Genomic DNA, 18,750 nt, shown 5'->3' on the forward strand with positions numbered 1-18,750 from the left:
GCCCCTGTCATGTCGCTTCGATTCAAGACGCGGCGCCGGGTCGCCGCCACGATGCCCTCCCATGAGCCATGTCCTGCCGATCCCCGCTCCCATTCCTGGTCCTTCCACCCGCTGGGGCGGGTTGCCCGAGGTCCTCGCGCTGCGCCGTGACTACCTGGGCCATCTCCGCCACTTGCAGCGGCGTTATGGTGACGTGGTCCACCAGCGGCTGCTCGGCCTGGACGACTTCTGCTTCTTCCATCCCGACCATGTGCGCGAGCTGCTGATCGCCGGCCACGAGGGGCTGATCCGCTGGGAGCGAGCGACCGCGGTGTTCGCGGATGCGCACGGCCACAGCGTGCTGGTGGCCGAGGGGCCCGCGTGGCAGCGCCAGCGCAAGCTGCTGCAGCCGGGCTTCTCGCCGCAGCGGGTGACCGGCTTCGTGCCGCTGATGGTCGAGGCCGCACGGCGCGCGCTGGAACGCCTGCCCGACGCGGCCATCGGCTCGAACGGCGGCTCGAACGGCAGCTCGGGCGAGGCCCGGGCCGTGACGCTCGACTTCGAGTCGCTCATGACGCTGCTCACGATGGACGTGATCCTGCGGACGCTGTTCTCCGCCGGCGAGGGCGATGCGGCGGTGGCCGAGGCGGCCTGGGCCGTGCACGAGCTCGGCAAGGTCGCGATGGGCGAGATGTACGTGCCGGTCAGCGCGCCGCTGTGGGCGCCCTGGAAGCGGGGCAAGCGCCGCGCGCTGCGATCGCTGGACGGGCTGATCCGCGGTCACCTCGCGATACGGCGCGAGCACGCCCGCCAGGGCGGTCCGGCGCCGGACGACCTGCTGGCGATGCTGATGGCGCTGCGCGACGAGCACGGCGCGCCACTCGACGACACCGCCCTGCGCGACGAATGCATGACGACCTTCCTGGCCGGCCATGAGACCAGCGCCGCCGCGCTGACCTGGTGGGGCTGGTGCATGGCCGCCCACCCCGACGCCCAGCGGCGCGCGGCCGACGAGGTGGACGCGGTGCTCGGCGGTCGTGAGCCTGGGGCGGCGGACCTGACGCGGCTGCCCTGGCTGAGCCTGTGCATCAAGGAGACGCTGCGGCTGTTCCCGCCGGCGCCGGCGCTGTTCTCGCGCCGGACCACGCAGCCGCTGGACATCGCCGGCCTGCGGCTGCCGCGCGGGGCGATGCTGCGCCTGACACCCGGCCTGATCCAGCGCGACCCGCGCTGGTTCGACGAGCCGGAATCCTTCCGCCCGGAGCGCTTCGATCCGGCGGCCGGCCATCGCGAGATCCCGCGCGGCGCCTGGATGCCCTTCGGCGCCGGGCCCCGGGTGTGCCTGGGCAGCCACTTCGCGCTGATGGAGATCACGCTGATCGCCGCGATGGTGCTGCAGCGGTATCGCCTCGCGTCCGTGCCCGGGGCGCCCGCGCCCGAGCCGGTGCTCAACATCACGCTGCGCCCGGCCACGCCCCTTCGCCTGCGGTTGCTGCCGCGCTGAATCTTTTATTCGTGGACGCCCGCCGGCCGGGGCCGTAGCGTGGCGGCCATGCCCTCGTCACGCCGCCCTGCCCGACCGCTCACCCGACCGCTCACCCAGCCGCACGCACGACCGCAGGCTCAACCGTTCCCCCAGTCACCCGCGCGGCGCCTCGCTCCGCACGCCGGGCGCCGCCGCCCCCGCGCGCCCCGCATCGATGGCGGCATCGTCCTCGGCGACCGTCTCGGCCAACCGCACGAAGCTGCCGTCGGACAACTGGAAGCGCACCCATCGCATCCGGCTCCGGAGGATGGGCATGTCCTGCTCGGTGGCCGCGCCGGTCTCGAACTCCACCGCGCCGGGCGCCGGCTCGTACCAGCCCAGCGCGTCCAGCCGGGCTTCCTGCGCCACGATCTCGGGCGTGGCGTAGCACCACAACGCGCGGCCGATCAGTTCGGCGCGCGGCAGTCGGCAGTGCCGCTCCCGCGCGCGGGACATCGCCAGCAGCCGGTGGCTCAGGTCGCAGATCAGGTGCACCGGCACCGGCGCGCGTTCGACGAGCCGGCCGAGTTCGAAGTCGGCCGCGCTGTCCAGCCGCGCGGCCATCAACCGGCGCAGCGCCTGCTGCTCCTCCAGCGACGGCGCCGCCAGTCCCGATTCCCAGCGCGACACGGTCGTCTGCGAGACGCGCATCTCGGCCGCGACCGCGCCTTGCTTCAGGCGGCGCAGCGTTCGCCACAGCCGCAGGCTGCGGCCGAGCTGACGAGCATCGCAGGACAACAGCGGCGATTCATTCATGGCACAGGCACCGGGAAGTCATTGAGCAGTGGCGAGGCGGTCACGTCCAGCGCGCGCACCCCGTCGCCATCGAGGGAAACGGAGGTCGACACGCCTCGCGTCGACCGGATCGGCACGGGAGGGCCGAAGTGAGGATTCTGCTGTACTACCTCTGCGGCGTGTTCGCCGCGGCCCAACTGGGCAAGCTGGCGGCGCTGTCGCCGCCGATCGCGCGCGAGCTCCAGCTCGGGCTGGCGGCCATGGCCGCGCTGACCTCGCTGCTGGAGGTCTGCGGCGCGACGCTGGGCGGCGTCGCCGGACGCTGGCTGCCGCGTGTCGGGCTCCGATCCAGCCTGTCCGTGGCGGTGCTCGCGCTCGCCATCGGCGCGGCGGCCAGCGCCTTCGCGCAGGACCTCGTGACGCTGGCGCTGGCGAGGCTGGTCGAGAGCCTGGGTTATCTCGCGATCGTCGTCGCAGCGCCCGTGCTGATCGCCCGCGCGGCCGAGGGCCGACGGCAGGCGGCCGCGATGGCGCTGTGGAGCACCTTCGTGCCGGTGGGCATGGCCGTGGGCGCCTGGGCCTACGCATGGACGGCGGGCGCGGTCGGCTGGCGCCTCGCGCAGGCGTTGAGCGTGGCGGGCGGCTTGCTGCTGTGGGTGAGCCTGCGCGCGATGGCAGCGGGCGATGCCGCAACAAGGAGAGCCGCATCGGCGACATCGGCGACCGCGCCGGTAGCGCCTGCGGCACCAGCGCCGCCGCCATCGCCTGGCGCGACCGGCGCTTTGCTATGGGCCCTGGTGGCGGCCTTCGGCGCCTACGCGGTGGCCGAGGTCGGCCTGCTCGCGCTGCTGCCCAGCCTGCTCACCCAGGGCGGCATGCCGCTGGCCACGGCCGGCGGCTGGACCGCCGCCGCCGCGCTCGCCAACGTGCCGGCCAGCGCGATCGGCGCGTGGCTGCTGAAGCGCCGCGGCGCGCTGTCGCCGGCCATCGCGGTGGCCATGGCGGTCTCGCTGGGACTGTCGGGCCTGCTGTTCCTGGCCGCCCTGCGCGACGGCGGCCAGGCGTCCACCCAGGCGCTGCTCGCGATCGCCGTCAACGCGGCCTCGGGCGTGTTCCCGAGCCTGGTCTTCGCGCTGCTGCCGCTGGCCGCGCGCGCGCCGGAGCGCCTCGCGCTGGCCAGCGGACGGCTGACGCAGTTCGGCGCCTCGGGCGCGCTGCTGGGTCCGCCGCTGATGGGCGCGGTGGTCGAGCGCTGGGGCTGGAGCGCCGCCGGCGGGCTCGCGCTGGCGCTGTCGGCGCTGGCGATCCCGCTGGCGCTCTTCGCCTGGCGGCGGCTCGCTCAGTCGTCCGAGGAGAAGCCGGACGCCTGCACGATCGGCCCCCACTGCCCGCGCTCGGCCGCCAGCCGCCGCGCGTAGTCCGCCGGCGCCATCGCCAGCGGCTCAAACCCCAGCTTGGCCAGGCCGTCCACGACCTGCTTCTCGCGCAGCGCGACCCGGATCAGGTCGAAGACCTTGTCGACGACGGCGGCCGGCGTCTTCGACGGCAGGAAGATCCCGTAGCTTTCCAAGCCGACGATAGCCTTGAAGCCCTGTTCGGCGAAGGTCGGCACCTCGGGAGTGAAGCGCGAGCGCTCATGGTCGGTCACGCCCAGGATGCGCAGCCGGCCGCTGGCCAGGTGGGGCAGGAAGTCGCCGAGGATGAAGCAGCCCGAGGCGATCTGGCCGCCCATCAGGTCCTGCAGCCCGGGCGCCGCGCCCCGGTACGGCACGTGGGCCAGCGTGATGCCGGCGGCGCGCTTGAACTGGTCGCCGAGGAAGTGCGGCATCGCGCCCGCGGCGGGCGAGGCGTAGGACGACTGCTCCGGATGCGCCTTGGCCCAGGCGACGAAGTCGCCGAGCGTCTTCACCGAGGCGGGGACCATCGGCCCGACGCCGAAGCCGCAGGTCGCGTTGCAGATCGGCGAGACCGCGATCGCGTCGCTCTCCGCCTTGTAGGCCAGCTTGCGATAGACATGCGGATAGATGGTGAACATCGAGGACGGGCTCAGCAGCATCGTGCCGCCGTCCGCCGGCGCGTCCTTGAGCGCAGCCACCGCCAGGCGTCCGCCCGCGCCGACGCGCTGTTCGACCAGCACCGCCTCGGCCAGCCGGCCGCGCCAGGCCTCGGAGAGCCGGCGCGCGATCACGTCGGTGGAGCCGCCGGCGGGGAAGCCGACCAGGATGCGCGGCATCGCCGCGGTCTGCGCGCGCAGCGGTCCGGCCAGCCCGGCCAACGCGGCGCCGAGCAGCAGGCCGGCATCGCGGCGGGTGAGCAGTCGTTCCGGGTCGTTCATCACTTGTCTCCGTCGTCGTTGTTGTTGGCCGCCGCCATCGCGGCCAGCCGCTCGAGGTCCAGCTTCAACAGCGCGGCGCGATCGCCCAGGCCGCGCATCAGGCGCTCGTCGTGCGCACGCACGCGGCGCTCGAGCTCCGCCAGCTTGCGCTTGCCGGCCGCCGTCAGGAACAGCCCCCAGCTGCGGGCGTCCTCGGCATCGTCCTGGCGCTCCACCCAGCCGCGGGCGGTCAGCCAGTCGGTCAGGCGCAGCGCGCCGCTGCGGTGCAGGCCCATCGCCTGTGCCAGCAGTCCCTGCCGCATGCCCGGGTTCCGGCCCACGAGCACCAGCGCCGCGAAGCGCGGCGGACTCACGTCCAGGCCGGCGGTGGCGCGATAGAAGTCCACGTACAACGCGATCTGCGCCCGGCGCAGCGCGTAGCCGAGCAGCTCGTCGAGCACCCCGTAGTCCAGCCCGGGAACGGGCAGCAGCGGGCCGCCAGGCGGCTCGGCGACGGTCTTGGGCGAGCGGGTACGACTCATGGCAATGAGCTTAGATACTGTTGCATAGCGCAACTATCTCGCTTACCCTGACCCGATCGATTCCCCTGGAGCCCGGAGACGCCCATGGCCCTCGACATCCTGATCGCTGGCGGCGGCATCGGCGGACTGGCCGCCGCGCTGGCGCTGCAACGCGACGGCCACCGCGTGACGGTCTGCGAAGCCGCTGCCGAACTCAAGCCGCTGGGCGTCGGCATCAACCTGCTGCCCCATGCGGTGGCGGTGCTGGACGAGCTGGAGCTGATGCCGGCGCTGGCGTCGATGGCGGTGCCGACCTCGGCGCTGGTCTTCGCCAACCGTCACGGGCAGACGATCTACGAGGATGTGCGCGGCCTGGCCGGCGGCTACAGCCATCCGCAGTTCAGCGTGCACCGCGGCGAGTTGCAGCAGCTGTTGTGGCGCGAAGCGGCGACGCGGCTCGGCGCGGAACGGCTGGTGAGCGGCTGGCGCATCACCGGCGCGCAACTCGATGGCGACGAGGTCATCGCCCATGGGGTGGACGCCACGGGCGCCCGGGTGGCGCGACGCGCGAGCGTGCTGATCGCGGCGGACGGCATCCACTCGGCGATCCGGCGGCAGTTCCATCCCGATGAAGGACCACCGCGCTGGAACGGGATGATGATGTGGCGCGGCACCTCGCTGGCACGACCGTTCCTGGACGGCCGGACGATGGTGCAGGCGGGGCATCGGCGCGCGAAGTTCGTCGTTTATCCGATCGCACCACCGCGGTCGGACGGGCTGCAGTTGATCAACTGGATCTGCGACCGCCGGCTGCGCGAGGACGGCCTGGGTGGCGGACTGACGGCGCCGGGGCGCGAGGACTGGAACAAGCCGGGCTCGATCGATGACCTGATGCCGACCTTCGGCGGCTGGCGCTTCCCCTGGCTGGACGTGCCCGGCGTGATCCGGGGCGCGACGCAGCTGCTGGAGTGGCCGATGGTCGACCGCGATCCGCTGCCGCGCTGGCGGCATGGGCGCATCACGCTGCTGGGCGACGCGGCGCACCCGATGTACCCGATCGGCTCGAACGGCGCGACGCAGGCGATCCTCGATGCCGCCGCGATCGCCAGGGCGCTGCGCGAGGAGCGACGCGTGGAGACGGCGCTCGCCAACTACGAGGCCGAGCGCCGGCCGATGTGCGCGCGCATCGTCGAGCTCAATCGGCAGGAGGGGCTGGACTACATCCTCGACATGGTCGAGGAACGCGCGCCGGACGGCTTCGCGCGACTCGAGGACGTGATCGATCCCGCGGAAGTCGATGCCTTCGTCAAGCGCTACAAGGCGGTGGCGGGGCATCGGCAGGCGGCGACGGGGGAGGCCGCGCCGCCTTCGCCCCGCTAGCGCGCGGAACCGGCCCCTTCGTTCCAGTCACCCAAGCGCCCTCCATCGGGGACGAGGGCCGGATTTCATGCTGATCGAGGTGGCAGACGCCGAACAGCGGCTTCCGAAGAATCGCCAGCTTTCCTCACGCAGTTGCAGGAGTGGCGCATGTCCTACCTCCATGTCGAGCAGCCGATGACCTCGGACGAATTCCTTCAATGGCAAGCGCTACAGGAAGAGGCCCATGAACTCATCGATGGTCACCCTCGTCCGCTGCCGCCGCGCGATTCCGCCTTCTTCCGCCTGCTGGTCAATCTGACTTCGGTGATCCAGGCGGCGTCGGGCGAGGAGTCCCCCTGGGCCGCCTGCCTGGGCGCTGAACCCGTGATCGCCACCCGTCTCGATGTGGTCCAGCCGGACGTGTTCTTCGCTCGATCCGACGAATGTCTCTCTCCGGCGTTCGCCTGTACCTTTCCCTCCGCGACGCCCGGCATCGCCGACGCCATGCGTCTGGGCGCCTTACGGCGCATCAACACCATGCAGGAGCTGTTGATCGTCGACCGTGGCACCCGAAGGGTCAGTGTGGAGCGGCGAAACGCGTCCGGCGGATGGACCGCGACCCACCACGAGGCGGGCGGCGAGGTGCGCCTCGATTTCCAAGGGATCGCCTTTCCCGTGGCCGCCGTGTTCGCCGGCCTTGACCAGCCAGATGTCAGGCTCACCCTCGAGGAGTTCTGCGCATGGGAAGACCTTCAGCGACGCAGGCACGAGTTCTTCCACGGCCAGATCCTGGCGATGACCGGCGCTCGCCTCGACCACGGCACGGCGTGCATGAATCTCGCCGCGAGCCTGCATCAGCATCTGCGAGGCAGCCCTTGCCGCGTCTTCTCAGAAAACGCGGCGGTGCTGAATCCCATCGGCACCTACTTCTATCCTGACGTCGTCGTCACCTGCGAGCGGATCAGCGGGCATCAGCGGTGGATGCTGGCGCCCATCCTTGTCATCGAGGTGCTGTCGGTCTCGACGCAACGCTTCGATCGGACCGAGAAGGCGCAGGCCTACTTCCGGATTCCTTCCCTGCGGGAGTACGTGCTGGTCGACCATGTCCGCCGCCGCATCGATCTTCACCGCCGGGAATCCGATGGCCGGTGGTCGCGCCACCCGTCCATCGGCGATGCGCCGCTTCACTTGGAATCCCTGGACCTCACCATTCCCGCCGAGGTCATCTACGAACGTATCGCGGCGAGCAATCAAGCCGCCGCGTAGCCCGTCCTCAACCACCTCGCCCAATCTTCACGCCCGTTGCGGGCCGCGATCCGCGCAGCGTCCTCGTGGTCATACGGCACGCTGATCGACGTCACCCGCCACCCCTGCGCCGTCTTCTCCGCGATGGCATAGCGCGCATCCGGCGAGCCCATCTCCGCGACGTGCGGCTCGGGGTGATCGTCATCCCAGGCCTGCAAGCCCACGCTGCCCGGATTCACCAGCCATTGCCCGCGTGCACTGCGCAGCACCCGAGGAATGTGCGTATGACCGCAACAGACCAGCTCGGATCGCTCCTCGCCGAGGCGTTCGGCGACCTCTTCCGCCGACGCGAGCACCAGGCGTTCGCCGACCTGCGAGTCGAGGAAATACTCGATGTCCCGGCGCGGCGTGCCGTGGCACAGGAACACCTCGCCGGACGGCTTCGCGCGACTCGAGGACGTGATCGATCCCGCGGAAGTCGACGCCTTCGTCAAGCGCTACAAGGCGGTGGCGGGGCATCGGCAGGCGACGATGGGGGAGGCCGCGCCGCCGACACAGGCGCCGACCAACCCCGGATCGTTTTCCTGATCGCAGTCACTCCGACGCCTTCGATCTGGCACCAGCCCTCGATTTACCGCCGATTGATGCGAGAGACAGCAGGCACCAGGATTCGAAGAATCATTGCTCCTCAACAACCCTGTAGGAGCGGTGAATGGCCTACGCACTTCCCGACCGCCTGATGCCGTCCAAGCCGATCCCTCCCTGCGTGCCGCCGGCTCATCCCGGCGAAGCCCAGGAGACTCCCTCCCTTCCATCATGGGCCGCTGTCGAAGACCGCCTGGCCGAACTGGCGGCGATGCCCGCTGATTGGAACGACGACGGCGCGCCGCCGATCTCGGCGATCGCCCTGCAGGTCACCCGGCAGCTCCTGCTCGCGCGGCCAATGCTCATCGGGCTCGGCGACCTGTTCCCGTCGCCCGACGGCGGCGTGCTGATGGAATACATCCGGGGCACCTGGGACCTCACCGTGGAAGTCGGCGTCGACGGAACACTGGAGATCTTCGGCTTCGAGATCGGCGGCACCGGCAAGCTGTATCCCAAGCCCTACCCGGTCATGGACGCCGACTTCCTTCGCGCACTCGACGCCGCAGGAGGCCCCGCATGGCGATGAGCTTGAGCAACGCGGAGGAGCTGCTGTTCCGCCAGGTCCACCCCAGCGGGCTGAACGCTGGATGCCCCTGCAGTTCGTGCTTCATGCCCTCGAAGTCGGACAACGGGCAGTTGTCGGTCGACCGGTCGTCCATCACGACCGCCGAAGGCGCGCATGAGCGCTACACACGTGCTGGCCGGCGGTCGGCTGCGGTTTTCGGCCTGAGCGTCGCCGAATTCCTCGCCTGCGGCATACCGTGCTTCGAGGACCCGACACACGACCATCCGACCTTGCCGGACAACCCGGCTCATGCGCTCGCGGACTTCTCCGCGCACGGTCTCTCGAGCAGGAGGATGGTGGCAAAGGAATTGAAGCGTCTGGCCATCACGCGTGGGCGCTTGTTCGGCGTCTCATGAGCAAAGAAGCCTCTACGGTTCCCCCTCCAGTCGGGGAACGGCAACGGCGTCATCGTCGGTGGCCAAGACCTTCACGCCCCTATCGCGGCGTGGGGCGTGGGCATCGCCGCGATCAAGCCGCGTAGCCCGTCCTCAACCACCTCGCCCAATCCTCACGCCCATTGCGGGCCGCGATCCGCGCAGCGGCTTCGTGGTCATACGGCAGGCTGATCGACGTCACCCGCCATCCCTGCGTCGTCTTCTCCGCGATGGCATAGCGCGCGTCCGGCGAGCCCATCTCCGCGACGTGCGGCTCGGGGTGATCGTCATCCCAGGCCTGCAAGCCCACACTGCCCGGATTCACCAGCCATTGCCCGCGCGCACTGCGCAGCACCCGGGGAATGTGCGTGTGGCCGCAACAGACCAGCTCGGATCGCTCCTCGCCGAGGCGCTCGGCGACATCTTTCGCCGACGCCAGCACCAGGCGTTCGCCGACCTGTGAGTCGAGGAAATACTCGATGTCCCGGCGCGGCGTGCCGTGGCACAGGAACACCTCGTCGTTGAGCCGCAGCGTCGCCGGCAGCGCGCGCAGCCAGTCGAGTTCCGCCTCGCCCAGGCATTCCCGAGCGAAACGGTCCGAGGCACCACCCGGCTTCGCCGCCGTGATCGCCAGCAGCTGCCGCTCATGGTTGCCGGCAATCGTTGGCCAGTCCTGGGACATCAGGTAGCGCCCCGTCTCCAGCGGCAGCAGCGGACCGGACAGGATGTCCCCGAGATTGACGATCGTGTCCACGCCGCGCGCGCGCAGGTCGGCCACGACGGCCTCCAGTGCCGGCAGGTTGCCGTGGATGTCGGACAGCAGGGCGATGCGCATTGGACTCTCCGGTGCTCTCGTTCATCCGCCAGCGACCGGCGAGCGACCGGGCGCCGGGCGCCGCACGCGGCGGCCAACGCAAACGCGAGCTGCAGACAGCGAGCGCCCCGAGCATCCGAGCGCCCCAGCACCCGATCGGCGCCGGGCCCGCAGGGACGCGTCATCTGTGACGGCGATCAGCCTCTGAACTGCCGGGCGTGATGCGCCAGATGATCGTCGATCACCGACGCGATGAAGTAGTACCCGTGGTCATACCCGTCGTGCCGGCGCAGCGTCAGCGGCTGCCCGATCGCCGCACACGCGGATTCGAGCGCCTCCGGGAACAACTGCTCGACCAGGAACCGGTCCGCCAGCCCCTGGTCGACCAGCAGGCCGCCCGGGTACGGCACGCGCGCCTGCGCCTGCATCAGCGCGCTCGCATCGTGCGCGGGCCACGCGTCGCGGTCGTCGCCGAGGTAGCCGGTGAAGGCCTTCACGCCCCACGGGCAACGGCTCGGCGCCGCGATCGGCGCGATGGCCGACACCGACGCGAAGGCGCCCGGATGCCGCAGCGCCAGCGTCAACGCCCCATGCCCGCCCATCGAATGGCCGGCGATCCCGGTCCGCGCCGCGTCCAAGCCCAACTCGGCCTGCACCTGCGGGATGAGCTCCTTCATCAGGTAGCTCTCCATGCGCCAGTGCGTCGCCCAGGGCGCCTGCGTCGCATCGAGGTAAAAGCCCGCGGCGATGCCGAAATCCCAGGACGCGGTCGCCCCCGGCAGCGCGCTGACGGCCTCGCCGCGCGGGCTGGTGTCCGGCATCAGCAGCGCCAGGCCCAGTGCAGCGGCCTGGCGCTGGGCGCCGGCCTTCATGGTGAAGGTCTCCTCGGTGCAGGTCAGCCCCGCGAGGAACACCAGCAGGCCCTTCGCCGCGCGCGCCCCGCCTGGCGGCAGGTACAGCGCGAAGCGCATCGGCAGGCCGATCTCGACCGAGTCGTGGCGGTGGAAACGCTGCACGCCGCCGAAGCTGGCGTGCTCGCTGAGCAATTCAAAAGTCATGGCTGAATCCTGGTCCGTTTCGGCGATCAAGGTGCGATCAGAGCGCAAGCGAGGCGCGACCCGAGCCCCATCGAGCGCGTTCGAGCGCGGTCGTCACACGCTCAGCGCGCCGCCCTCACCGCCGCTTCCAGCGCGTCGATGAACACCGCGCCGACGTCGAAACCGGTCTGTTCCATGATTTCCTGGAAGCAGGTCGGGCTGGTCACGTTGAGCTCGGTCATCTTGTCGCCGATCACGTCCAGCCCCACCAGCAGCAGCCCGCGCGCGGCGAGCACCGGCGCCAGCGCCTCGGCGATGCGGCGGTCGTCGTCGGTCAGCGGCTGGGCCACGCCCTTGCCGCCGGCGGCCAGGTTGCCGCGCACCTCGGTGCCCTGCGGGATGCGCGCCAGCGAGTACGGCACCGGCTTACCGCCAATCAGCAGGATGCGCTTGTCGCCCTGGACGATCTCCGGCACGAAGCGCTGCACCATCACCGACTGCGCGCCGTTCTTGTTCAGCGTCTCGATGATGCTGCCCAGGTTCAGCGCGTCGGCCTTGACGCGGAAGATGCCCATGCCGCCCATGCCGTCCAGCGGCTTGAGGATGATGTCCTGATGCTCCGCATGGAAGGCCCGGATCGCGGCGGCGGAGCGCGTCACCAGCGTCGGCGCGATGAACTGCGGGAACTCCAGGATCGCCAGCTTCTCCGGATGGTCGCGCAGCGACGCGGCCTTGTTGAACACGCGCGCGCCTTCGCGCTCGGCCTGCTCCAGCAGGTGGGTCGCGTAGAAGAACTCCGAATCGAAGGGCGGGTCCTTGCGCATCAGCACCGCGTCGACATCGGCCAGCGCCAGGTCCCGCGTCGCGGTGACCTCGTGCCACACGGCGAGCTTCGTGCCGGCCTGGCTGGCGGCGGCTTCCGGCGTCAGCGTCAGCTGCCGGGCCGCATGCGCCGTCACCCGGCCGCCGCTGACCCACAGCAGGTCGGGCACCTCGCACACCCACAGCTCGTGTCCGCGCCGGGCGGCCTCCCGCATCATCGCGAAGGTGGAGTCCTTGTAGGTGTTGAACGTGGACAGCGGGTCGGCGACGAACAGCAGTTTCATGGACAGGGCTTTCGACAAGGGATTCGGCAAACGCCGGCAATTCGGCGGCAGTTCGGGCAATTCGGGCAATTCGGGCAATTCGGCGGCGAGGCCGGGGATTTCGGCAGGGCCCTTCGGACCTCGGGCATGAACTCCCTCTCCCGCTTGCGGGAGAGCGCAGGGGTGAGGGCCAGCCCCCTAGGCAGGATCACTGCCTGGGAGCGGCCCGGAAGTGTTGCACCAAAAGAGAAACCGCACCGGCGACCACGCCCCAGAACGCCGAGCCGATGCCCAGCAGGCTCAGCCCCGACAGCGTGACCAGGAAGGTCAGGATCGCGGCGTCGCGATGACGCTCATCCTTCAGCGCGGCCGACAGCCCTCCGGCGATCGTGCCCAGCAGCGCCAGTCCCGCCACCGCCGCGATCAGCTCGCGGGGGAAGGCGGTCAGCAGGCCCACCACCGCGCCGCCGGCCAGGCCGATGGCGATGTAGAACAGGCCCGCCATCGCCGACGCCGTGTAGCGCCGGGCCGGATCCTCGTGCGCCTCGCGGCCCATGCAAATGGCCGCGGTGATCGCCGCCAGGTTGAACGCATAGCCGCCGAACGGCGCGAAGACCACCGAGGCCAGGCCGGTGGCGGCGATGCTCGCCGACACCGGCGTCTGATACCCCGACGCCCGCTGCGCCGCGACGCCGGGCAGGTTCTGCGAAGCCATCGTGACGAGGAACAGCGGCAGCGCCACGCCGACCAGCGCGGGCAGCGAGAACGCCGGCGTGACCCAGACCGGCATCGCCCAGCCCCACTCGACGGCCTCGAGATGCAGCCGGCCCTGCGAGGCCGCGACGGCGACGCCGGCGAGCAGCACCAGCGGCGTCGCGTAGCGCGGCAGGAAGCGGCGGGCCGCGACGTAGACGAGCGCCATCGTGAGGACCATCGCGGGCGCGGTCTTCGTGGCGAGCACGGCGTCGAGCCCGAATCGCGCCAGCACGCCGGCCAGCAGCGCGGAGGCGATGGCGATGGGGATGCGGTCCATGATCCGTTCGAACCAGCGGGTCGCACCGGCGATGAGGATCAGCGTGCCGCAGACGATGAACGCGCCGACGGCCTCGGGCATGGAGATGCCGGACACGCCGGCCAGCAGCGCCGCGCCGGGCGTCGACCAGGCGGTGAGGACGGGCTGGCGCGTCCACAGCGACAAGCCCAGGCTGGTCAGTCCCATGCCCAGCCCGAGCGCCCAGATCCAGGAGCTGGTCTGGGCCGGCGTCGCGCCGAGCGCCTGCGCGGCCTGGAACACGATGGCCACCGAGCTGGTGAAGCCCACGAGCACGGCCACGAAGCCCGCGACCGCGGCGGAGAGGGACAGGTCTTGCAGCCAGCGTTTCATGACGCGAAGCATAACGACCGCGCCCCGCGTCCCTGCGACCGTCAGATCTCGACCTTCGACCCCAGTTCCACGATCCGGTTGGTCGGCAGGTGCAGGAAGTCGGCCGCCGCGGCCGCGTTGCGGTGCATGCTCGCGAAGAGCTTCTCCCGCCACAGCGCCATGCCTGAGCCGATGGTCGGGATGACGATGTCGCGCGACAGGAAGTAGCTGGTCTCCATCTCGTCCAGGTGGACGCCGCGCTGCTCCAGCAGCTTGAGCGCGTCCGGCACGTCCGGTTCGTTCTTGAATCCGAAGTGCAGCGTCACCTGCCAGCAGTCGTTGTCCAGGCTCTCGACCTCGACACGTCTCTCGAAGCCGATCCACGGCACCTCGTGATGCTTGACGCTGACGAACAGGTTCTGCTCGTGCAGCACCTTGTTGTGCTTGAGGTTGTGCAGCAGCGCATTGGGCGTGACGCCCTGCTCCGCCGACAGGAACACCGCGCTGCCCTGCACCCGCGTCGGCGGGTTGATGAACACCGCCTCGAGGAAGCTCTTCAGGTCGATCGCGTCCTCGCGCAGCTTGTCCGACAGCAGCCGGCGGCCCTGCTTCCAGGTCAGCATCAGCGTGAACATGCCGAAGCCGATCAGCAGCGGGAACCAGCCGCCGTGGGCGATCTTCAGCAGGTTGGAGGCCAGGAAGGTCGCGTCGATGACGAAGAACGCGCCGGTCGCGAGCACGCACAGCCACAGCGGATAACGCCAGCCGAAGCGGATCACGAAGAAGGTCATGACCGTGGTGATGGTCATGTCGATGGTCACCGCCACGCCGTAGGCGCCGGCCAGCTTGCTGGACGAGCCGAAGAAGGCCACGGCCACGACGACGAAGGCGAACAGGCCCCAGTTGACGAAGGGCACGTAGATCTGGCCGATGTCCCGCACCGAGGTGTGCACGATGCGCATGCGCGGCAGCAGCCCGAGCTGCACCGCCTGCTTGGTCACCGAGAAGGCCGCCGTGATCAGCGCCTGCGAGGCCACGATCGCCGCCAGCGTCGCCAGCACGAACAGCGGGATCTCCGCCCAGCCCGGCGCCAGCAGGAAGAAGGGGTTCTTGATCGCTTCCGGCCGGTCCAGCAGCAGCGCACCCTGGCCGAAATAGTTCAGCGTCAGCGCCGGCATCACGAAGCTGTACCAGGCGATGCGGATCGGCTGCTTGCCGAAGTGGCCCAGGTCCGCGTACAGCGCCTCGCCGCCGGTCACCACCAGCACCACCGCTCCCAGCGCGACGAAGGCGATCCAGCCGTAGTGCGCGCAGAACTCGATCGCCCACATCGGGTTGATGGCCTGCAGCACATGCGGATTGCCGACGATCTTGGGGATGCCCAGCAGCGCCAGCGAGGTGAACCACACCAGCATCACCGGCCCGAAGGCCTTGCCCACGCCGCCGGTGCCGAAGCGCTGGACCGCGAACAGCCCCGCCAGCACCACCAGGGAGATCGGCACCACCGCGTCGTGGTACTGCGGCGCGTAGACCTCGATGCCCTCGACCGCCGAGAGCACCGTCATCGCTGGCGTGATGACCGCGTCGCCGAAGAAGATCGCCGTGCCGAAGAGCCCCACCAGCATCAGCCCGCGCCGCAGCGTGGGTTTCTCGCGCACGGCGGTGGTGGCCAGCGCCAGCATCGCGATCAGGCCGCCTTCGCCGTTGTTGTCCGCGCGCAGGATCAGCAGCACGTACTTGAAGGAGACCACGATGGTCATGGTCCAGAACAGCAGCGACAGCACCCCGAGGATGTTGTCGTGCGTCATGGGGACGTGCGCGCCGTGGAAGACTTCCTTGAGCGCGTACAGGGGGCTGGTGCCGATGTCGCCGTAGACAACACCGAGGGCGCCGATGGTCAGCCCGGCCAGGACGGCCGGCGAGCGGGGCGCATTGTGTGAACTCACGAAAGGCGCGGCGGCCGCCCGGGCCGCCGGAAGTCGAAAGCGCGTATTGTCTGCCTTCCGTTGTGCAGTGCGTCAATCGCCACTCCCGCCGTTGCGGGGGCGGGCTTGACGGACGGCGGCGGTTGCGCTTGGACCGGGAAATCCGGCCCCGGCGCGACCGCCCGCCAGCCACCGTCTCCCGACGGCGCCGGCGGCACGCCGTTCACTGGAACACGTAGCTGGCGCCGACGGTGAAGCGGCGGCCCAGCAGGTTGGTCGCGCCGGTGTCGTAGTAGCTCAGCACCGTCGGGATGCCGTTGGCGCGGTCGTAGTCGTTGGTGAGGTTCACCACGCTGGCCGACAGCGTCAGGCCCTTGATGCCGCGGTAGGAGCCGCCCAGGTCGATGGTGCGGTCCCGGCCGACCCGGCAGCGGTTCAGGTTGCTCAGGAAGGCCCGCTGCGCCGCGGTCAGCGACGAGCAGACGGTGCTCGACAGCGGATCCGCGTGGTTGAAGCGCAGCCAGGCCCCCGCCTGATCGGTGTCCCACTTGAAGGTGGCGCTGGCCCGGGTCTTGGAGATGTCCGACACCGTCGTGCCCACCTGGTGCTGCACCGCCTGGCCTTTCACCACCACCTGGTCGTAGCGCGCCGTGTAGGTGCCGTTGACGTTCAGGCTGAACTTGCCCCAGGCCGTCGGCGGCAGCCGCAGGTTCAGGTCGTAGTCGATGCCCGAGGTCTTGGTCCACTCGTTGTTGCCGTACTGGCGCACCAGCATGATGATCGGCCCGCTGTTGTCCACGCCCGGCAGCCAGGTCTGCGGATTGGGATCTCGCACGACCTGCGTGTTGCCCGCCGGGTTGGCGTTGTAGTCGTCCATGATGTCCACGCCGCGCTGCGAGCGGATCTCGTTCTTGCGGTGGAAGTACCAGCCGTCGATCGCCAGGTCCGCGTACTGGCTCGGCGTGAAGATCATCCCGAAGGTGAAGGAATTGGACTTCTCCGGCTGCAGGTCCGGATTGGCGCTGATCACCGTCGGCAGGCTGCCCGGGCTGGTGGTGCCCGACGGCACCGCGGTGAAGCCCAGCACGTTGCAGTCGCGGTTGTTGGACACCGGCGCCTTGCTCACCGGCGCGTTCGGGTTGCTGGTGTCGCAGCGCAGGCTGTCGAAGACGCGGCGCTCCTGGAAGCTGTGGAAGGACAGCGCGAAGGAGTTGCCGATCTGCGAGATCGCCGGCGCGCGGAAACCGGTGGCCGCCGTGCCGCGGAAGACCATCAGCGAGGGCAGCGCCGTCCACTTGAAGCCGGCCTTGCCGGTGGTGCTGTTGCCGAAGTCGTCGTAGTGCTCGTAGCGCGCCGCGGCCTGCAGCTCCAGCTGCTTGACCACCGGCAGGCTCAGCTCGGTGAACGCGGCGTAGGACTTGCGGCTGCCCGAGGCGCCATTGGCCACCAGGCCGATGTAGTCACCGGTCGCGTAGACGTCATCGGGAATCGCCTCCAGCTTTTCCTTGCGCAGCTCGGTGCCGATGGCGATGGCCGCCCGGCCGCCGGGCAGGTCGAACAGCTCGCGGCTGCCGCGCACGTCCCAGGAGACCAGGCGCGACTTGCCCTCGTTGTAGGCCGTCGACGACACGCTGTTGATCGCCTCGCGCGAGTTGGGCTTGCCGAAGCGGTAGCTGCCGTTGGCGATCGCGGCGTTGAGCAGCGAGCTGCGCACCCGGCCTTCCTGGAAGCGCTCGTTGTCGTTCTGGCTGAACAGGATCGCGGTGTCGAAGTCCCAGCCGAAGGCGGTGCCCTCCAGGCCCGCGGTCAGGCGCGTGGAGCGCAGCACGTTGATGTCGCCGGTGGGCAGGTCCTCGAAGCGGTAGATCAGCTGCACCTGCTGCGGGTTGGCGGTACCGTTGGTCGGGTTGTCCGGGTGGCCGACGGGCAGGATGATCGCGTTCTGGCGCAGGAAGCTGCCGTCGAGCTTGGGCCAGGTCGTCGCGACCGGGTTGCCCGAGGTGACCAGCGAGGTGGTCATCGCATAGGGCGCGCGCTGCTCCACCGTCTTGGTCTTGGACACCATCAGGTCCGCATAGGCGGTCAGCGCGTCGTTGATCGCGAAGGTGCCGCGCACCATGCCGCTGGTGCGGTCCTGTTTGGCGACGACCTCGTCCGCATCGTCCAGGCTGAAGCGGCACATGCCGGTGGGCAGCGAGGCCGTGGTGGGCAGGAAACCCGCCGGCCGGTTCGGCACGCCCTGGCCGACGGTGCGCTCGGGCGGGCAGCCCGACAGCGTGCCCAGGTAATTCACCCCCGACAGGTTGCTGTTGGCGACGTTGATGCCATTGATCGAGGTGGTGCCGGTGAGGCTGGTCGGCACACGGTAGTAGTTGCCGTAGAACGAGGCCGAGGAGTCCGGCGTGAAGCGCGCCAGCGAGCCGTTGCTGGTCAGGTACTGGTTCTGCAGCGCCAGGTTGCCGCGGTCCTTGAGCTCGTTGGCCATCACGCTGTCGCGCTTGGAGACTTCCAGGCCGCCGAAGACGTTGAAGCGCTGCGTGTCCAGGTTGCCGAAGCCGAAGGTCAGGGACCCGTTCTTCGTCGCGCCGACGCCGCGGTCGTTGGCGCCGTAGGAGGCGCTGCCCTCGATGCCCTGGTAGTCCTTGCGCAGGATGTAGTTGACGACGCCGGCCATCGCGTCCGAGCCGTACATCGCCGAGGCGCCGTCCTTCAGGATGTCGATGCGCTCGATCGCCTCCTTGGGGATGGTGTTGACGTTGATCATCGAGCCGCGGCCGAAGTTCACGTCCACCGCCGCCACCGGCGCGGTGCGGCGGCCGTTGATCAGGATCAGCGTGCCCTGGGAGCCGAAGCCGCGCAGCGAGATCGTCGACACGCCGCCGACGAAGCCCGAGGCCGCGCCGTCGCCGATCGAGCCGATGTCCACCGCGGAATTCGCACGCAGCAGCTCTTCGACGTTGGCATAGCCGGAGTTGCGGATCTGCTCGCGGGTGATACTTTGGACCACCGACGGCGTCTCCTTGTCGGTGCGCTTGATCAGCGTGCCGGTGATTTCCACCCGCTCCAGCTTCTTCGCATCGTCCGAGGGTGCGGACGGGGTGGGGGTCGCGGCCTGCGGGGCCGGGGACTGGGCCTGGGACGGGCTGGCCAACGCCAGGGCCGCTGCGGCGGCGGCCCACTGCAGGACGTGCAGGCGTTGCGGACGGGAAAAACGACGGACCATGTGGCAATCACTCCTGTGACAAGACTCGGGGGAGGCGTGCG

17 protein-coding genes are annotated in these 18,750 nt (G+C 70.0%); 7 read left to right on the top strand and 10 right to left on the bottom strand.

Annotation, left to right across the window (positions count from 1 at the left end):
* Positions 1-61: 61 nt before the first annotated feature.
* Complete coding sequence (locus BM393_RS16370; RefSeq protein ID WP_254783477.1) at positions 62-1,483, top strand: cytochrome P450; 1,422 nt, start codon at positions 62-64, stop codon at positions 1,481-1,483.
* A 135-nt stretch (positions 1,484-1,618) separates the two neighbouring features.
* Here BM393_RS16370 and BM393_RS16375 read toward each other — a convergent pair whose 3' ends face one another.
* Complete coding sequence (locus BM393_RS16375) at positions 1,619-2,260, bottom strand: helix-turn-helix transcriptional regulator (protein ID WP_091728474.1); 642 nt, start codon at positions 2,258-2,260, stop codon at positions 1,619-1,621.
* Between the two features lie 128 nt (positions 2,261-2,388).
* Here BM393_RS16375 and BM393_RS16380 point away from each other — a divergent pair, with 128 nt between their 5' ends.
* Complete coding sequence (locus BM393_RS16380) at positions 2,389-3,657, top strand: MFS transporter (RefSeq protein WP_175538369.1); 1,269 nt, start codon at positions 2,389-2,391, stop codon at positions 3,655-3,657.
* Here BM393_RS16380 and BM393_RS16385 read toward each other — a convergent pair.
* Together BM393_RS16385 and BM393_RS16390 are read right to left on the bottom strand one after the other, a co-directional pair.
* Positions 3,579-4,574 carry a Bug family tripartite tricarboxylate transporter substrate binding protein gene (locus BM393_RS16385; RefSeq protein WP_091728480.1) on the bottom strand — a complete coding sequence of 332 codons (996 nt, stop codon included), beginning with the start codon at positions 4,572-4,574 and terminating at the stop codon, positions 3,579-3,581. The two genes, BM393_RS16380 and BM393_RS16385, sit on opposite strands and share 79 nt — an antisense overlap.
* Positions 4,574-5,095 (bottom strand): MarR family winged helix-turn-helix transcriptional regulator, encoded by a 522-nt coding sequence (locus BM393_RS16390; RefSeq protein WP_091728483.1) that lies wholly within the window; start codon positions 5,093-5,095, stop codon positions 4,574-4,576. Before BM393_RS16390 ends, BM393_RS16385 begins: the two co-directional genes overlap by 1 nt.
* 84 nt (positions 5,096-5,179) lie before the next feature.
* On the opposite strand from BM393_RS16390, the gene BM393_RS16395 reads away from it, so the two are divergent.
* Together BM393_RS16395 and BM393_RS16400 are read left to right on the top strand one after the other, a co-directional pair.
* On the top strand, positions 5,180-6,454 hold the full coding sequence (locus BM393_RS16395; protein ID WP_091728486.1) for a flavin-dependent oxidoreductase: 1,275 nt from the start codon (positions 5,180-5,182) through the stop codon (positions 6,452-6,454).
* Between the two features lie 147 nt (positions 6,455-6,601).
* Positions 6,602-7,699, top strand: coding sequence for a Uma2 family endonuclease (locus BM393_RS16400; RefSeq protein WP_141225357.1), 1,098 nt, complete (start codon positions 6,602-6,604; stop codon positions 7,697-7,699).
* On the opposite strand, the gene BM393_RS16405 is transcribed toward BM393_RS16400, so the two are convergent.
* Entirely contained in the window at positions 7,684-8,106 is a 423-nt protein-coding gene (locus BM393_RS16405; protein WP_175538370.1) for a metallophosphoesterase, read from the bottom strand. The two genes, BM393_RS16400 and BM393_RS16405, sit on opposite strands and share 16 nt — an antisense overlap.
* On the opposite strand from BM393_RS16405, the gene BM393_RS25790 reads away from it, so the two are divergent.
* The 3 genes from BM393_RS25790 (at position 8,087) to BM393_RS16415 (ending at position 9,244) form a co-directional block, all read left to right on the top strand.
* Positions 8,087-8,266 carry a hypothetical protein gene (locus BM393_RS25790; RefSeq protein WP_175538371.1) on the top strand — a complete coding sequence of 60 codons (180 nt, stop codon included), beginning with the start codon at positions 8,087-8,089 and terminating at the stop codon, positions 8,264-8,266. The genes BM393_RS16405 and BM393_RS25790 overlap by 20 nt on opposite strands.
* A 124-nt stretch (positions 8,267-8,390) precedes the next feature.
* Positions 8,391-8,849, top strand: coding sequence for a hypothetical protein (locus BM393_RS16410; protein WP_091728496.1), 459 nt, complete (start codon positions 8,391-8,393; stop codon positions 8,847-8,849).
* Positions 8,840-9,244, top strand: coding sequence for a hypothetical protein (locus tag BM393_RS16415; RefSeq protein WP_091728499.1), 405 nt, complete (start codon positions 8,840-8,842; stop codon positions 9,242-9,244). The genes BM393_RS16410 and BM393_RS16415 overlap by 10 nt, the downstream gene beginning before the upstream one ends.
* Positions 9,245-9,356: 112 nt before the next feature.
* Here BM393_RS16415 and BM393_RS16420 read toward each other — a convergent pair whose 3' ends face one another.
* The 6 genes from BM393_RS16420 to BM393_RS16445 form a co-directional block, all read right to left on the bottom strand.
* Positions 9,357-10,097 (bottom strand): metallophosphoesterase, encoded by a 741-nt coding sequence (locus tag BM393_RS16420; RefSeq protein ID WP_091728502.1) that lies wholly within the window; start codon positions 10,095-10,097, stop codon positions 9,357-9,359.
* 176 nt (positions 10,098-10,273) lie between these two features.
* Complete coding sequence (gene fghA / locus BM393_RS16425) at positions 10,274-11,134, bottom strand: S-formylglutathione hydrolase (RefSeq protein ID WP_091728504.1); 861 nt, start codon at positions 11,132-11,134, stop codon at positions 10,274-10,276.
* A gap of 101 nt (positions 11,135-11,235) precedes the next feature.
* A complete protein-coding gene (gene gshB / locus BM393_RS16430; protein ID WP_091728507.1) occupies positions 11,236-12,219 on the bottom strand; it encodes a glutathione synthase in 984 nt (327 codons plus the stop codon).
* 187 nt (positions 12,220-12,406) lie between these two features.
* A complete protein-coding gene (locus BM393_RS16435) occupies positions 12,407-13,582 on the bottom strand; it encodes a benzoate/H(+) symporter BenE family transporter (RefSeq protein WP_091728511.1) in 1,176 nt (391 codons plus the stop codon).
* A 41-nt stretch (positions 13,583-13,623) separates the two neighbouring features.
* Positions 13,624-15,507, bottom strand: coding sequence for a potassium transporter Kup (locus BM393_RS16440; RefSeq protein WP_091728516.1), 1,884 nt, complete (start codon positions 15,505-15,507; stop codon positions 13,624-13,626).
* A 202-nt stretch (positions 15,508-15,709) separates the two neighbouring features.
* Positions 15,710-18,709: a TonB-dependent siderophore receptor gene (locus BM393_RS16445; RefSeq protein WP_141225358.1), complete on the bottom strand. Its 3,000-nt coding sequence runs from the start codon at positions 18,707-18,709 to the stop codon at positions 15,710-15,712.
* Positions 18,710-18,750 lie beyond the last annotated feature (41 nt).

This window comes from Mitsuaria sp. PDC51 (assembly GCF_900113225.1).
GTDB lineage: Bacteria > Pseudomonadota > Gammaproteobacteria > Burkholderiales > Burkholderiaceae_C > Roseateles.

Bases quoted from the DNA above. Each gene is read 5' to 3' on its own strand.
- BM393_RS16370 (WP_254783477.1), top strand. From the start codon at position 62: ATGAGCCATGTCCTGCCGATCCCCGCTCCCATTCCTGGTCCTTCCACC.
- BM393_RS16375 (WP_091728474.1), bottom strand. From the start codon at position 2,260: ATGAATGAATCGCCGCTGTTGTCCTGCGATGCTCGTCAGCTCGGCCGC.
- BM393_RS16385 (WP_091728480.1), bottom strand. From the start codon at position 4,574: ATGAACGACCCGGAACGACTGCTCACCCGCCGCGATGCCGGCCTGCTG.
- BM393_RS16390 (WP_091728483.1), bottom strand. From the start codon at position 5,095: ATGAGTCGTACCCGCTCGCCCAAGACCGTCGCCGAGCCGCCTGGCGGC.
- BM393_RS16395 (WP_091728486.1), top strand. From the start codon at position 5,180: ATGGCCCTCGACATCCTGATCGCTGGCGGCGGCATCGGCGGACTGGCC.
- BM393_RS16400 (WP_141225357.1), top strand. From the start codon at position 6,602: ATGTCCTACCTCCATGTCGAGCAGCCGATGACCTCGGACGAATTCCTT.
- BM393_RS16410 (WP_091728496.1), top strand. From the start codon at position 8,391: ATGGCCTACGCACTTCCCGACCGCCTGATGCCGTCCAAGCCGATCCCT.
- BM393_RS16415 (WP_091728499.1), top strand. From the start codon at position 8,840: ATGGCGATGAGCTTGAGCAACGCGGAGGAGCTGCTGTTCCGCCAGGTC.
- BM393_RS16420 (WP_091728502.1), bottom strand. From the start codon at position 10,097: ATGCGCATCGCCCTGCTGTCCGACATCCACGGCAACCTGCCGGCACTG.
- fghA (WP_091728504.1), bottom strand. From the start codon at position 11,134: ATGACTTTTGAATTGCTCAGCGAGCACGCCAGCTTCGGCGGCGTGCAG.
- gshB (WP_091728507.1), bottom strand. From the start codon at position 12,219: ATGAAACTGCTGTTCGTCGCCGACCCGCTGTCCACGTTCAACACCTAC.
- BM393_RS16435 (WP_091728511.1), bottom strand. From the start codon at position 13,582: ATGAAACGCTGGCTGCAAGACCTGTCCCTCTCCGCCGCGGTCGCGGGC.
- BM393_RS16445 (WP_141225358.1), bottom strand. From the start codon at position 18,709: ATGGTCCGTCGTTTTTCCCGTCCGCAACGCCTGCACGTCCTGCAGTGG.